The sequence below is a fragment of the Micromonospora sp. CNZ297 genome (genome assembly GCF_007827625.1).
In genome coordinates this window covers 17,562-31,704 of record NZ_VISU01000042.1, presented here as the reverse complement: position 1 = coordinate 31,704, position 14,143 = coordinate 17,562, and the positions used below count along the sequence as shown (strand labels likewise).

The 14,143-nt window shown below is 69.1% G+C and carries 9 protein-coding genes, 3 pseudogenes and 1 riboswitch; of the genes and pseudogenes, 4 read left to right on the top strand and 8 right to left on the bottom strand.

Annotated features, from left to right (window positions below):
- Positions 1-256: 256 nt before the first annotated feature.
- On the top strand, positions 257-2,287 hold the full coding sequence (locus tag FB454_RS33555) for a beta-galactosidase (protein WP_047892854.1): 2,031 nt from the start codon (positions 257-259) through the stop codon (positions 2,285-2,287).
- A 264-nt stretch (positions 2,288-2,551) separates the two neighbouring features.
- A complete protein-coding gene (locus FB454_RS33550; RefSeq protein ID WP_030502021.1) occupies positions 2,552-3,358 on the top strand; it encodes a M23 family metallopeptidase in 807 nt (268 codons plus the stop codon).
- Positions 3,359-3,458: 100 nt separating this feature from the next.
- On the opposite strand, the gene FB454_RS33545 is transcribed toward FB454_RS33550, so the two are convergent.
- The 5 genes and pseudogenes from FB454_RS33545 to FB454_RS33525 form a co-directional block, all read right to left on the bottom strand.
- Complete coding sequence (locus FB454_RS33545) at positions 3,459-4,976, bottom strand: CotH kinase family protein (protein ID WP_486485495.1); 1,518 nt, start codon at positions 4,974-4,976, stop codon at positions 3,459-3,461.
- An 89-nt stretch (positions 4,977-5,065) separates the two neighbouring features.
- Positions 5,066-5,743: a DUF4956 domain-containing protein gene (locus tag FB454_RS33540; protein ID WP_013476149.1), complete on the bottom strand. Its 678-nt coding sequence runs from the start codon at positions 5,741-5,743 to the stop codon at positions 5,066-5,068.
- 2 nt (positions 5,744-5,745) lie between these two features.
- The gene (locus FB454_RS33535) at positions 5,746-6,666 is read right to left on the bottom strand and encodes a polyphosphate polymerase domain-containing protein (protein ID WP_047892850.1); all 921 of its coding nucleotides are present in this window, start codon (positions 6,664-6,666) and stop codon (positions 5,746-5,748) included.
- A gap of 161 nt (positions 6,667-6,827) precedes the next feature.
- A complete protein-coding gene (locus FB454_RS33530; RefSeq protein WP_013476147.1) occupies positions 6,828-7,100 on the bottom strand; it encodes a GlsB/YeaQ/YmgE family stress response membrane protein in 273 nt (90 codons plus the stop codon).
- Positions 7,101-7,221: 121 nt separating this feature from the next.
- Positions 7,222-7,686, bottom strand: a pseudogene (locus FB454_RS33525) (nuclear transport factor 2 family protein); the annotation flags it as partial.
- Here FB454_RS33525 and FB454_RS35660 point away from each other — a divergent pair.
- Together FB454_RS35660 and FB454_RS35655 are read left to right on the top strand one after the other, a co-directional pair.
- Positions 7,609-8,295 (top strand): annotated as a pseudogene (locus FB454_RS35660) (CotH kinase family protein); the annotation flags it as partial. The pseudogenes FB454_RS33525 and FB454_RS35660 overlap by 78 nt on opposite strands.
- A 39-nt stretch (positions 8,296-8,334) precedes the next feature.
- Positions 8,335-8,673: pseudogene (locus FB454_RS35655) on the top strand (cellulose binding domain-containing protein); the annotation flags it as partial.
- Positions 8,674-8,829: 156 nt separating this feature from the next.
- Here the strand turns inward: FB454_RS35655 and cobF are convergent.
- From cobF to FB454_RS33505, 3 genes are read right to left on the bottom strand one after another with little or no spacing between them, the layout of a single operon-like run.
- Complete coding sequence (cobF, locus tag FB454_RS33515) at positions 8,830-9,609, bottom strand: precorrin-6A synthase (deacetylating) (protein ID WP_013476145.1); 780 nt, start codon at positions 9,607-9,609, stop codon at positions 8,830-8,832.
- Positions 9,606-13,205 carry a cobaltochelatase subunit CobN gene (gene cobN, locus FB454_RS33510; protein WP_030502026.1) on the bottom strand — a complete coding sequence of 1,200 codons (3,600 nt, stop codon included), beginning with the start codon at positions 13,203-13,205 and terminating at the stop codon, positions 9,606-9,608. The genes cobF and cobN overlap by 4 nt, the downstream gene beginning before the upstream one ends.
- Entirely contained in the window at positions 13,202-13,846 is a 645-nt protein-coding gene (locus tag FB454_RS33505) for a (2Fe-2S) ferredoxin domain-containing protein (protein ID WP_013476143.1), read from the bottom strand. The genes cobN and FB454_RS33505 overlap by 4 nt, the downstream gene beginning before the upstream one ends.
- Before the next feature lie 90 nt (positions 13,847-13,936).
- A riboswitch (cobalamin riboswitch) is annotated at positions 13,937-14,117 on the bottom strand.
- Between the last annotated feature and the right edge of the window lie 26 nt (positions 14,118-14,143).

Sequence of the window (14,143 nt, the reverse complement as noted above, 5' to 3'; positions counted from 1 at the left end):
ACGTCCTGTTCGCCATGCTCCGCGACAAGATCCCCTACCAACCACGCCCCACCAGCCCCGTCCCCGCTTGACGAAACCCATAGGGACACCCCCCATACTGACTCCCGCCCGGTACAGGCACTTCCCGACCCTTCCGTGGGCCGGGCCGCGCCAGGAAATGACCGATCGGTTCACGGGCACCCCGGTAGCGATGCTCATGACTTTTCGGAAAGATGGCACGCGCTTACCGGAAGTTGTCGACGGACGGATTCACCCCATGAGCCTTCCCGTCACCCGCAAGATTCTCTTCGGTGGAGACTACAACCCCGAGCAGTGGCCCGAGGACGTGTGGCAGCAGGATTACCGGCTGTTCGACGCCGCCCGGATCGACCTCGTCACGCTGGGGGTGTTCGACTGGGCGCTCGTCCAGCCGGCCGAGGACGTCTACGACTTCACGCTGCTGGACCGGATAGTCGACCGGGCCTCCGCCGAGGGGCGGAGCATCTGCCTGGCCACCGGGACAGCGGCGCATCCGCCCTGGCTGGCCAGGGCACACCCGGAGGTGACCCGCACCGACTTCGAGGGCCGCCGCCACCGGTTCGGGCAGCGGCACAACTCCTGCCCCAGTTCCCCCGTGTTCCGCCGTCTCTCCGCCGAGCTGGCCCGCCGGATCGCCCGTCGCTACGCCGGCAACCCGGCGATCGCCGCCTGGCACGTGGGAAACGAATACGGCGGCGCCTGCTACTGCGACCTCTGCGCGGCCGGCTTCCGCAGCTGGTTACGCCAGCGCTACCGAACGATCGACGAGTTGAACTCCGCCTGGTACACCACCTTCTGGTCGCACACCTTCACCGACTGGGACCAGATCGAGGCGCCGTCGGCGCTGACCGAGCACTGGCGCGGGCCGGACCATACCGCCTTCGCCGGCATCACGCTGGACTATCTGCGGTTCACCTCCGACGCGATGCTGGCCAACTTCCGCGACGAGAAATCCGCCATCCGGGAGTACAGCCCGGACATCCCGGTCACCACCAACTTCATGGGCCTGTACCGCCCGATCGACTATCACCGCTGGGCGCCGGAACTGGACTTCGCCTCCTGGGACAACTACCCGCCCGACGACGACTCGGCCGCCCGGATGGCACTGGCACACGACCTCATGCGTGGACTCAAGGACGGCCAGCCGTTCTGGCTGATGGAACAAACGCCGAGCAGCACCGCCTGCCGGGACGTCAATCCGCTGAAGCGACCCGGCCTGCTGCGGTTGTGGAGCTGGCAGGCGGTGGCCCACGGCGCCGACGCGGTGCTGTTCTTCCAGCTCCGCGCCGCGCGGGGTGCCTGCGAGAAGTACCACGGCGCGGTCATCGGCCACGCCGGCCGCTCGGACACCCGGGTGTTTCGCGAGGTCGCCGAGCTGGGCGCCGAACTGGACCGGCTCGGCGCGGCCTCGCTGGGCGCCCGGACCCCGGCCCGGGTCGCGTTGCTGTTCGACTGGGACAGCTGGTGGGCGCTGGAGATCTCCGACGGGCCGTCGCGACTCGTCCGGTACCTGGAGGTGGTGCAGCGGTACCACCGTGCGCTGTGGGACGCAGGGGCAGACCTCGACGTCGTCCCGGTGACCGCGGACCTGTCCCGCTACGACGTCGTCGTCGCGCCGGTGCTACACATGCTCAAGGGCGATCTGCCGCGCCGGCTGGAGGCGGTCGCTGCCCGCGGCGGGTCGGTGCTGACCACGTTCCTGTCGGGCCGGGTGGACGAGAACGACAACGCGTTCCTGGCCGACGTACCCGGGCCACTCGGCGAGCTGATGGGGATACGGGTCGACGAGTGGGACGCCCGCGGCCCCGACGTGGTCAACCCGGTCCGTCTCGGCAGCGACGATCGGCTCGAGGTCGAGGCCCGGTTGCTGTTCGAACTAATCGTTCCGCAGAGCGCGGAGGTGATCGGCACCTACCGGGCCGACTTCTACGCCGGCACCCCCGCAGTGACGCGCAACACCTTCGGTGCCGGGCACGGATGGTACGTAGGCGCAGGCCTGGACGGGACCGGCGTGTCCTGGGTGGTGCGCCAGGTGCTGGCCCGCCACGACCTGCTCGGCCCCGCTTCGGACCTGCCGGGTCTGGAGTCGGCCACTCGGGTCACCCCCGACGGAGCCCGGCTGCTGTTCCTGCTCAACCACCGGTCCGAGCCGGTCGAGGTGGCCGCCCGCTCCGGCGGGGTCGACCTGCTCACCGGAGACCGGGTCGACCCCGGCGCGCCGCTGCGGCTTTCGGCCCGGGGGGTGGTGGTGCTGCGGGAGGACGAGTGAACGTCGCAGCGCGGGCAGCCGTCAACGGCGTCGGGGTGGACCGGAGGATATTCGGGCAGAGCGCCCTGTCGCACACCATGGCCGAATCGGACAGCCTGCCGCACACGCGGTCCAACGCGCACGAGACCCGGTGGGACGTGGACGACCCGACGACCGGTGCCACTCCGGCTTGCGACGGCCCGACCGGCTCTTGACAGCCGCCGAGCCGAGCCCCCTAAGATCCATGTCCTTAGATGTCGACTGATAGCGGGAGCAGGGAGCCGGATGCAGGCAATCGACGAACCATGCCCGGGGGACGACCTGGCGTCCCGTGGCGTCAACCGCCGTCGCCTGCTCGGCCTGGTCACTGCGGCGCTCGCCGCCGGCGTCATTCCGGAGGCATGGCTCGCGGAGGCCGCCTACGGCGCTACTCCGAGGTGGAACCGGCCGTTCGACAAGTGGGTGCCCATCACGTCCACGTTCGGACCACGCACGGACCCCATCACCGGCGTGTCCAGGATGCACAACGGAACCGACTACAGCTACTCGGGAATCCTCGGTTATCCCATCCGCTCGATTGCGGCGGGTACGGTGACCGGTGTTTCGTACAGCGCGAGCGGCCTCGGTCACCACGCCGTCATCACCCACGCCGATGGTTGGCGGAGTGTCTACGGGCACATGCGGGAGACTCCCAGGGTCGGGACAGGCACGCAGGTCGCTGCCGGCCAGCACATCGGCAACGTGGGATCCACCGGTCACTCGACCGGCCCGCACCTGCACCTTGAAATATTCCAGCCGAACGGACAGCGAGTTGACCCCGAGTCGGTTCTCAAGGGCGCCCCGTATGCCGGGGCGCCCGGAACTCCACCCGAGATTGTCACCAAGGACGGACTGATGTATCTGATCTGGAGCACCGGCGGTACCGGCTACCTGGTAACCCCCAACCGCGTCATCGGCCTGCGGTCGATGGCCCACTACAACCTGTTCAAGCGGATCATCAACTCCAACCAGGCTGCGGATCAACCCGAGATCTTCAACGCGTTGGAGATCGACCAGATCAACGCCTACCTCAACGGTAACGTGCCGGCCTGATCCGGCCCCCGCAGGTGCCGGCACCGCGGGAACCCGGCGGAGCCGATCGGCGACATGCCTCCACGCACGCCGCCGACCGGCTCGTTCATGCCCGGACGCCTCATCCGGCAGTGATCACCGCATCGGTCGCGAGGTGGTCGCTGCGCCGCCCGATCAGAGCGCGGAGCTGCTCGACTGCCGTGTCGGTGGTCTGCGCCTGGTAGCCGCCGACCGTCGGCAGCACGGCGACGATCTCGTCGAGCGCCTTCTGCGCGCCGTTCTGCGCGTAGATCTTCTGGTACAGCTCGCGATAGGCATCCTCGTACACCGTCTTGAAGGCCGCGCTGGCGAGGAAGCGTTCCTTGAGCTTGTGCCCGCTCATCATCCCCCGCGCCCGGCCCCCCTCACCGTCGCCGCCGTCCGGGAACTGCCCGGCGCCGGGTCGATCCATACCGGCCGGGGGCTGATCGCCGGCCGCACCATCCTGCGGCGACCGGCCACCCATCCGGCCCGCGTCATGCGGCCCCTGGGTGGCCTCACCGGAGAAGGTGAGGTTGTAGTCCCAGCCGATGACGGAAAACTTCTTCGTCTTCAGGTCGTACCACAGGTAGTAGTTCCGGCCCGGCCCGGACATGTCGTCGAAGTTGAGCAGCAGGTTCTGCGCGGCCACGTAACGAGCGAACGACGTCACGTCGACATGATCGGCGAGGTGCGCGTCGAAGTCGGCGTCGCTGCTCTCCTGGACCCATTTGATCAGCTTGATGACTGGCTGTAGATCCTGGCTGCCCTTCAGGGTGATCTGCTTGAAGTCGTCGGCGTAGTCGATGGGATCATCGCCCTGGTCCGTGAACTGACTGGTCGATATGCTCTTGTACAGAACACCGGACTCGCCCAGCGCGTCGGCGAAGGTCTCGTCCGGATGTTCGACCACGAGGCGGGTGGTGGTCGGCCGGTCGTTCACGGTGAAGCTGGAGTATGCGTAACGCTGCGCATCCACCTCGGCGGCCGCGAGCGCCCCCAGCGCGACGGCCTCGTTGAGAACCGTCGTGCCGCCGCCGCCACCCATGCCCGCCACCCGCAACGTCACCTCACGGTGCCCCTGATAGCGGCGTCCGTCGATGAACTCGTCGAAGCGAACCAGCCAGGGCAGGTTCTCCGGTTCCTCCGCCTTGAGGGAGGACCGCCCGAACCCGCCCGGTCCAGCACCACCGGGCTGCGCACCACCAGGCCCGGCCATCTGCCCGCCGCCGGGCAACCCGCCGCGGCCCGCCCCGGCACGCCGGGACTCACCATTGCGGGTCAGGCCGGAGAGTGTCGAGTTGCCCTTGAGCCGGATACCGACGCTGGGGATGGTGGCGCCGTCGATCGTGAGGTCCGCCTCGAGCCAGGTCTTCTCACCGTCGTCCCAGTAGTCGTCCAGGATCTCCTGGTAGTCCTTCTCCCGGTAGGTGAGCATGATCGTGTGGGCGACCCCGGCGTCGAAGAGGTCGACCGCGCCGGCGATATCCTGCGTGACCTCGTCGGCGGTCTGGTCGCTGCTGCTGACGACCAGCGGCGCGACCCGCACGGTGCTGAACACCACCGCGCAGATGACCACGAACGCGGCACACGTCACGAGCAGCTTCCAGTAGTGCCGCACCCGGATCGGAACCCGGTGCCGCAGTCGCCGTCGAGCCGGCGGGGGCGTCGGTGGGGGCGCGGACGACTCCGGAATCGCAAACCGTGGCATCACAGGTCCGTCTGGTCGTAGCCGGTCAGGACGGTCACCCGCTGGCCACCGGTACGCTCACCGAGGGCGTTGATGAGGTCACCCGGCTCGTGGCCCTTCTTCAACCGGACCGTGTACATGAGCTCGGTCAGCGCGCCGCCCCGGATGGACTCCATGCTGACCAGTTCGAACTCGCTGGTGTGTGCGATGAGCACGTCCTGGACGCTCGCGGTGTAGTTGCCGTCCGGCGGCACCTGGACCTTGACCACCTGCCGCTGGACACTCGATGCGAACCAGTTGAACCGGTACATCACCACGATGATCAGGCTGATCGCCACCGCAGCGACGATCGCGAGCGTGTAGAAGCGGGTACCGGCGGCCATGCCGACGCCCATCACCAGGAAGATGAAGCCGACGTCGCGGGTTTCCTTGATCGCGTTACGGAACCGCACCACGGACAACGCCCCCACCAGCGCGAACGCCCGCGCGATGTTCGACCCCACCACCAGCATGATCAATGCGATCAGCATGCCCAGGATGACCAGTGTCTGGACGTAGGACTGGCTGTAGGAGACGTTTCGGTGGGTGAACCGGTAGACCCAGCCAATCATCGCACTGAGCACGAACGACAGCGACAGCGCGATGGCGATGTCGCCGATGCTGAACGTGCCGGACAGATCCTGAACATCGAACGGCATTGTCACGCCTCACTTCGGTTGGCGGCCGGCACCAGGGCACCGGCGTCGTCGTCGGCAACATGAAAGATCGAGCGAGGCGCACGACCGAACGCCTCGACACTCTGGCAGTACTTGGAAACCCGCACCACGGACATGTTCATCTGGGCGGTCAGGTCGGTGAGCCAGCGAGGAACCCGCTCGTCGGCCTTGAGTTCCACCACGGCCAGCCGGGCCGGGACGATGAGACGGTTCTCGACGTCCGCCCCGAGATGGAAGTCCCGGTCCCGCCCCCGCACCCGGTGGTCGATCGTCACCCGCAGGCCGGAGTCGGCGTCCCGGCCGATGAACGCCTCCCGCTGATAGCCGGTCATCGCCACGGCCCGCAGATCCAGCCGGCAGAGAAGGTCGAGAACCTCATCGAGGAACGCCCCCTGCCCGGGGTCGTGGTCGACCGCCATCCGGCGGTCGCACAGATCCCGGGCGAGCCGGTAGGGCAACTCCACCCGCCGCTTCTGCGTGACCCGGTTGACCCGCTGCTTGATCTCCACGAACACCGGACTGTCGTCGTCGATTCGGAACCGGTCGCCGTAGTGTCGAAGCCGCAGCTTGCGCCGGAACCGTAGTCCCTCGATCTTCTCCCAGTAGAAGCGCAGGTCAGGCGTGTCGTAGTAGACGCTCCACACTCCGTAGCCGCCACCGGCGGCGTAGGCGTCGAGATCGAGCCGGCGAGCGAGGGCCTCGCGTAGCTCCGGCACCACGGCGTACGGCATCACGTACTTGATCTCGTACCGGTTGAAGGCGTGCAGCCTGCTCGGCGCCCGCAACGCGTGACCGGCCTGATCATTCGCGACCCGCAGCGCCGGATGCTCCGGCGGGACCGGCCCCGGCGGGCCGTCCCCGGTGGGATCGGGCGGTACACCTCGTCGTCGAAGGGGGTTTCGCATCTCTCGTCGCCCATCTGCAAACGGCTAGGACGAAAGGGAGGTAATCAGGTCAACCTCAGAGCCGGCTGTGAAGAACATACGAATTCCAGTTGAACGACAGGTGGACGGCACGACGGCGGCCCACCCCGCGCCGGGGTGGGCCGCCGTCGTGCCGGGAGCGGTCAGCGAATACGGCGCCGGCCGTACGCGCCTGCCGCGAGCGCCACGCCGATCGCGGCGAAGGCGACCTGGATGGCCAGTTCGATCCAGTCGATACCGCGGGTGTCGTCGACACCGAGCGCACCGGCGACGAGGGTGCCGAGGATCGCAGCGACCACACCGATGAGCAGGGTCAGCCAGATCGGGATGTTCTGCTTGCCCGGCACCACCAGGCGGCCGAGTGCGCCGATGACCAGACCGATGATGATCGCGGTGAAGAAGCCGGTAACTTCCACGAGAGCCGTCCCTCCGGAGGGGTTGTCGTCGGTTCCTATCCTTGCCCCTCCCCCACAACCGCCGAAACCAGCCACGCCGAGCGGTCCGGACCTCGCCGAGGCGACGCGCTGGCCGCGTGCACTACAGGTGCAGGCCCGTCTGCGACTTCCTTCCCGGCAGCCGATCTGGCAGGTCGAAGTCGGGCAGGGGCACGTCGAGGAACGAGACGACCTCGGCCACCCGGCGCCCCCGCAGCACGAGCAGGTCCAGCCCCGCCGGCAGGTAGGCGGCAGCCGCGTCGTTCCAGAGGTACGTCCCGAACGCGAGCTGCCCGTTGGCACTCGTCGGCAGGAACCGCCACCTCCGCCCGCCCGTCACCTCGGTCAGGAAGCCGCGGAGCTGCTCACGGCCCTCGTACCAGACGGTCAGCGGCGGCATCGAGTACCGCGCGTCCTCCGTCAGCATCGCAACGATCGTCTCGACGTCGCCGGACTCCCACGCGGCGGCGTACCGCCTGGCCACCTCCCGCTGCCCCGCGTCGCCCAGCTCGCCGAGGAGCCGATCCTGCCCTGCACCGGGCCGGCGGCAAGCTGCTGGAACTACCTTGAGGTCACCGATCCGTCCCCCCTGCAACCAGAGCAACGCGACTGGTTGCGTAACCATCTTCAGGAATTCCACAACGTCCTGCGGGCACCGAACTTCGCCGACCCGGTCACCGGCTACCGGGCGTACATCGACGTGCCCTCCTTCATAGACCAGCTCATCATCAACGAGCTGAGCCGGGAGATGGACTCGTACATCCGCAGCGCGTACTTCTACAAGGACCGCGACACCAAGATCTCCGCTGGCCCGCTCTGGGACTACAACCTCACCTTCGGTGTGGGCGGCTTTTTCCAGAACGACCAGACATCCGGCTGGCAGTACCAGCAGATCCGCCAACCGGTGGCCAACGACTGGTACACGCAGCTGATGCGTGACCCGGCCTTCGTCAACGAGGTGCGGCTGCGCTGGCAGACGCTGCGCCGTGGCCCACTGTCCGACGCATCGTTGCAGTCCCGAATCAACGCCCTCACCGGTCCGCTGACCAACGGGGCACAGCGCAACTTCCAGCGCTGGCCCAACCTGAGCACCCGGATGATCGGGCCCTTCGTCACGCCGACTTCACCGACTTGGCAGGGGCAGGTCCAGTTCATGCGGGACTGGATGCTGCGCCGCGCTGCCTGGCTCGACTCGACCACCGGTTGGGGCGGGTCGACCACGCCCCCGCCGACCACCCCACCGCCGACTGGCGGAGGCGGCTGTGCCGCCTCGTACACGGTGACCAGCCAGTGGTCGGGCGGCTTCCAGGGCGAGGTGCGGGTCACCGCGGGCGGCACGGCGATCAACGGCTGGACCGTGACCTGGACCTACCCCGCGGGGCAGACGGTCACCCAGGCGTGGAATGCGACAGTCACCAATCAGGGATCCGCGGTGACCGCCCGCAACGTCAGCTACAACGGCAGCCTCGCCCCAGGCGCCAGCACCACCTTCGGTTTCCTCGGCTCCACCACCAGTACACCCACCACACCGACACCTACCTGCACCGCGAGCTGATTCAGCCGCGCAGTGGCCACCGCGCGCCACACTACGCTCGCGCTCAGGGCTCGGCGCAAGGCGCTAGAGCGGCACGCACGGTAACGGGTTGCGGCCAGCGATCGCAGGAGTGCGTTCGCGGCTGGGTGATCATCGGTGGGTCAAAGGATGTGATTCTCAGGATCGCCGCTCGAGGCTGCCGGCCCGGCGCAACAAATACGTGTCCATGACCCAGCCGCGGCTTTGTTTCGCCGCCGTCCGCCGGGACCAGATCCGGTCGGCGACCTCGTCAAGGTTGCCGGCCACCAGTTGCTCGTCGGACGAGCCGAGGTTCGCGCCCCACCAGATCTGCCAGGCCGACAGTCCGGGGAGCTGGCGACAGGTCAATGCCCCGTCGAGCAGGACGACGAGGTTGTCGTGTGTCGCCGCGTCGTGGAGCAGGCGGCGACCGGTCGTGATGGTGATCGGGCCACCGATTGTGTTGAGGACGAGCCGGTGGTGTGCCGCCAGCAGTTGGATGCTGCTGAGGCCGGGTACGACGTCCACGGTGATGTCGACCCGTGCGCGTTCGGCGATGCGGTCGGCCACACGGATCGCCGAGTCGTACAGGGCCGGATCACCCCAGACGAGCACTGCGGCGTCTCCCGGGTTGTCCAGCAATGCCTGCTCGAACGCCTGGGCCCGTGCCTCGTGCCAGTCGCGTACCGCGCCGGTGTAGTCGGCCGGGTCGGCACGGTCGCGTTCCGGGTCGGGTACGTGCACGAGCCGCCAGGCGCCGGTGACGTGCCGGGCGCAGATCGCCTCTCGCATCGCGATGAGGTCGGCCGTGCCCGGGTGCTGTCCGGTCTTGTCGGCGACAAGGAAGTAGTCGGCCTCGTTGAGTGCCCGGACGGCCTGGGCCGTGACCAGTTCGGGGTCGCCCGGGCCGAGGCCGACCAGGGTGAGGCGCCGTGTCACGCCTGATCCTCCAGGTCTCCCTCGACCTCGAGGTACACGCGGGCCATCTCCGCCATGACCTCGGCGTCCGGTTCGGCCCACAGTCCACGGTCGGCGGCCTCGTTCAGCCGTTCCACGATGCCGCGCAGTGCCCAGGGGTTCGCGCGGCGCATGAACTGCTGGTTCGTCTCGTCGAGGACGTATTCGCGGGCCAGCGACTCGTACATCCAGTCGTGGACGACACCGGCGGTGGCGTCGAAGCCGTAGAGGTAGTCCACGGTGGCGGCGAGCTCGAACGCTCCCTTGTAGCCGTGGCGCTGCATCGCCGCGATCCAGCGCGGGTTGACCACCCGCGAGCGGAAGACGCGGTTGGTCTCTTCCTGCAGGCTGCGGGTGCGTACGGCGTCCGGCGTGGTGGAGTCACCGACGTACGCCCTGGGTTCGGCGCCGGTCAGCGCGCGGACCGTGGCGATCATGCCGCCGTGGTATTGGAAGTAGTCGTCGGAGTCGGCGATGTCGTGCTCGCGGGAGTCGATGTTCTTCGCGGCGACGGCGATGCGCCGGTAGTTGGTTCGCATGTCGTCGGTTGCCGCGGTTCCGTCGAGGCCGCGGCCGTAGGCGAAGCCGCCCCAGGCGGTGTAGACGGCGGCCAGGTCGGCGTCGTCGCGCCAGGTGCCGGACTCGACGACCTGGAGGATGCCGGCGCCGTACGATCCGGGCTTCGAACCGAAGATCCGCGTGGTGGCCCGCCGCTGGTCGCCGTGCTCGGCGAGGTCGTGGCGGGTGTGTGCCCGCACGTAGTTGCGCTCATCGGGTTCGTCGAGCCCGGCGACGAGCTGCACGGCGTCGTCGAGGAGTTCGATGACGTGCGGGAAGGCGTCGCGGAAGAATCCCGAGATGCGCACGGTAACGTCGATGCGGGGCCGGCCGAGTTCGTCGAGGCCGATCACCTCCAGGCCGTTGACCCGGCGTGAGGCCGTGTCCCAGGTGGGGCGTACGCCCAGCAGCGCCAGCACCTCGGCGATGTCATCGCCGGAGGTGCGCATCGCGGAGGTGCCCCACACGGAGAGGCCGACCGATCGGGGATGCTCGCCGGTTTCGGCGAGGTGCCGGGCGACGAGGGACTCGGCCATCGCCTGTCCCGTTTCCCAGGCCAGACGGGACGGAACGGCCCGCGGGTCGACGGTGTAGAAGTTACGGCCGGTCGGCAGGACGTTGACCAGTCCGCGCAGCGGGGAGCCGGAGGGCCCGGCCGGGACGAAACCGCCGTCGAGCGCGTGCAGGACGTTGGTCAGTTCGTCGGTGGTGGCGGCCAGTCGCGGCACGACCTGCTCGGCGGCGAAGCGCAGGACGTCGCGTACCACCGGGTCGTCGTGCAGCGCGTCGATCGCGTCAGCCTGCCAGCTGGCCTTCTCCATCGCCTCGATCAGGGCACGGGCCTGCGCTTCCACGGCGTCGACGTCGGCCGCCGGGGCGTCCTCGGCAAGACCCAGCGCGGCGCGCAGGCCGGGCAGTGCCCGGTTCTGTCCGCCCCAGACCTGTGTCGCGCGGAGCACGGCGAGCACCAGGTTGACGCGTGCCTGTCCGGTCGGCGCCTGGCCGAGCACGTGCAATCCGTCGCGGATCTGTACGTCCTTGATCTCGCACAGCCAGCCGTCGACGTGCAGCAGGAAGTCGTCGAACTCCTCGTCGCCGGGCCGTTCGTCCAGGCCGAGGTCGCGATGCATTTGTGCGGACTGCATCAGCGTCCAGATCTGCTGGCGGACCGCGGGCAGCTTTGCCGGGTCCATCACGGCGATGTTGGCGTGCTCGTCGAGCAGTTGCTCCAGCTTGGCGATGTCGCCGTAGCTTTCGGCGCGTGCCATCGGCGGCACCAGGTGGTCGACGATGGTGGCGTGCGCGCGGCGCTTGGCTTGGGCACCCTCGCCAGGATCGTTGACCAGGAACGGATAGATCAACGGCATGCTGCCGATTGCCGCGTCCGTGGCGCAGGCGGCTGAGAGCGCGGCGTTCTTCCCCGGCAGCCACTCCATCGAGCCGTGTTTGCCGAGGTGCACCACCGCGTCGGCGCCGAAGCCGTGTTCGAGCCAGCGGTACGCGGCCAGGTAGTGGTGCGACGGAGGCATGGCCGGGTCGTGGTAGATCGCGACCGGGTTCTCGCCGAAGCCACGCGGGGGCTGGATGAGGATGACGACGTTACCGGCGCGCAGGGTGGCCAGCACGATGTCGCCGTCGTCGTCGACGAAAAGCGAGCCGGGAGCCTCGCCCCAGGTCTCGGCCATGGCGTCGCGCAGCGCGGCGGGCAATCCGGCAGTCCAGCGCCGGTAGTCGTCCCGGCTGATACGCACGTGCGACTCGCTGAGCTGAGCCTGCGTGAGCCACTCCTCGTCCTGCCCACCGGCGGCGATCAAAGCGTGGATGAGCGCGTTGCCGGCCGTCGTGTCGGCATCCTCTCCCTCGACCGGGAGCAGCGGGTCGAGCCCGGGAATTGCGCCGGGTGCGCCGAGGTCGTAGCCGGCATCTCGCATCGCGCGCAGCAATCGGATCGCCGACACGGGCGTATCGAGGCCGACGGCGTTGCCGATGCGGCTGTGCTTGGTCGGGTAGGCCGACAGGACGAGGGCCACCTTGCGCTCGGCGGGCGGGACATACCGCAGTCGGGCGTGGTTGACGGCGATGCCCGCGACGCGGGTGCATCGCTCAGGGTCGGTCACGTAGCGGGGCAGGCCGTCGGCGTCGACCTCCTTGAATGAGAACGGGACGGTGATGAGGCGGCCGTCGAACTCGGGGATGGCGATCTGGGTCGCGGAGTCGAGCGGGGTGACGCCTTCGTCGGACGCCTCCCACTCGGCTCTGCCGGACGTGAGCGCCAGAGCCTGCAGCACGGGGATGTCGAGGGCGCGCAGCCGTTCGACGTCCCAGGACTCGTCGTCGCCGCCGGCGCTCGCGGTGGCGGGCCGGGCGCCGCCGGCGGCCAGGACCGTGACGACGATCGCGTCCAGGGTGGCGAGTTCGGCGTACAACTCCTCGGGCGCCGCCCGCAGTGACGAGACGTAGATCGGTACGCCGGCGGCCACGCCGGTGGTGTCGATGGCATCGGCGAGTTCGTGGGCGAACGCGTTGTTGCCGCTCACCTCGTGGGCCCGGTAGTACAGGACTCCGACGCGGGGCCGGGCGTCCGGGGCCGGCTGCCGGCTGACTCCCCACTCGGGCAGCACGGCCGGCGGTTCGAAGCCTTCGCCGGTCAGCAGCACGGTGTCGGACAGGAAGGCGTGCAGTTGGCGCAGGTTCTCCGCGCCGCCCTCGGCGAGGTAGCGGTGCGCCTCGGCGCAGACGCCGATCGGGACGGTCGACAGCCCCATCAACGCGGCGTTCGGCGTCCGTTCCCCACCGAGCACGACCAGGGGACGGCCGGTGCCGCGGATCAGCGCGGCGAGGTCGCGTACGTCCTCGGGCGAGCCGAGCACCCGCAGAACGACCACGTCGGCCTCGGTGGTCAGGGTGTCGCGGCGCTCGCCGGTGAGCCGGGCAGGGTTGGCCCAGGACCAGTCCGCGTTGCTGGCCCGCGCCGAGAGCAGGTCGGTGTCCGAGGTGGACAGCAGGGCGATGCGTGTCATGTTTCTCCTTCGGTGACACGGGAGCCGAGGCGCAGGTCGCCGACCGGACGGCCGGCGCGTAGGTGCTCGCCGACGAGGCGTGCCGCGTCGCCGGGTCGCACCGGCCCGTACCAGGTGCCGTCGGGGTGCACGACGGCGACTGGTCCGTGGTTGCACGGGAACAGGCAGCCGGTCTGGGCCATGAGGACGTCGGCGTCGGTGAGCTGCTGCTCGACGAGCGCGCCCACGATCGCGCGATAGGTCTCGTCCGCGCCGCGGGCACTGCAGCGCGGGCCGCGGCACAGCAGTAGATGATGGCGGTACGGCGGCAGGGTGTCCCAGGCCGGTGAGGTGAGTGGCGCCTCGTGCCCGGTGATCGCGCGCTCGCCGAACCGGATGACCGGCGGGTCGATCTGCTGACGGTGCCAGTGGCCGGCCACGCGTCCCACCCACGAACGGGCGAAAGTCAGGTCGTCGGTGCTCACCGGTTCCAGGCGAACCTCCCGGGCGCCCTCGGCGTGCAGCAGGTCGAGCACATGGGTCAGCGTCGGCTCGCCGGCTTGCAGGAAGGCCAGCCGGGCGCCGGCTGCCTCGGCCTGCCCGCGTAGCACCGGCGACGCGGCGTCCGTCAGTGCGGTCGCGACGTGAACGAGGACGCTCACGGGGTCAGGAGCCGGTGATCCGGTGCGATCGGGACACGGGGTCTTCTTTCGTCCGGGGCCTGTGCGCGAGGCCTGGATGGGCACGTGTCGCAGACGGATCTGCGGCCAGCAGGTCTTCGGACTCGGGATCAACCGGACGGGGCGCCTTCCCAGACCGTGGGTCCAGTGGCGTCGTGCCCCGCCCGTCACCCTCACCGCTGCGCGTCAGTCCCGGATTCGCACCGGGTTCCCTGGCTCATGGCTGAGTTTGACTGGCATCACGACGGTAGCACCGACAGCCGGTGTCGCCGGGGACGG

What these genes read in the sequence shown, in the direction of transcription:
- FB454_RS33555 (WP_047892854.1), top strand. Translation starts at nt 257, where the DNA reads ATGAGCCTTCCCGTCACCCGCAAGATTCTCTTCGGTGGAGACTACAAC.
- FB454_RS33550 (WP_030502021.1), top strand. Translation starts at nt 2,552, where the DNA reads ATGCAGGCAATCGACGAACCATGCCCGGGGGACGACCTGGCGTCCCGT.
- FB454_RS33540 (WP_013476149.1), bottom strand. Translation starts at nt 5,743, where the DNA reads ATGCCGTTCGATGTTCAGGATCTGTCCGGCACGTTCAGCATCGGCGAC.
- FB454_RS33535 (WP_047892850.1), bottom strand. Translation starts at nt 6,666, where the DNA reads ATGCGAAACCCCCTTCGACGACGAGGTGTACCGCCCGATCCCACCGGG.
- cobN (WP_030502026.1), bottom strand. Translation starts at nt 13,205, where the DNA reads ATGACACGCATCGCCCTGCTGTCCACCTCGGACACCGACCTGCTCTCG.